The organism is Lyngbya sp. CCY1209 (genome assembly GCF_055795065.1).
On the sequence record NZ_JAYFER010000403.1, the window covers coordinates 1 to 473 of the forward strand.

The window sequence follows — 473 nt, forward strand, 5'->3', positions numbered from 1 at the left end:
TCGTAGTTGGTATTGCCAGAAGAGAAGGCAGGATAGACTCTTGCATAATAAGTGCCTCCCTGAATTGCTCTACTGATGGTGGCATTAGAATCTGAGTCAGCTCTGCTGCTTGTACTTAAAATATCACCATCACCTTCGTTAATTTGCCCATTATTGTTAAAATCTTTAATGAGTTCAACTCTTGCGGAGTCAGTTACACCACTAAGAGTAATGTCAACATCGCGACTAGAATCAACGGTGAACTGATAGACATCAGAAAGATCAGTTTCTCCTACAAAATCAGTCACCTCAACCGTTTGTCTGGGCGCTAAATTGCCAATATTTAAAGCTGTACTGAGACTATTGCCAGGACTCAAGGTCAGTGTACTGGGTTGAGATAAGAAGCCAAATCCTAAGTCGTAGTTGGTATTGCCAGAAGAGAAGGCAGGATAGACTCTTGCATAATAAGTGCCTCCCTGAATTGCTCTACTGAT

General features: G+C 41.9%; 1 protein-coding gene. It reads right to left on the minus strand.

What is annotated here, in order from left to right:
• A partial coding sequence (locus AC0QHF_RS12060; RefSeq protein WP_324704463.1) for a PPC domain-containing protein occupies positions 1 to 473 on the minus strand: 473 nt, incomplete at both ends.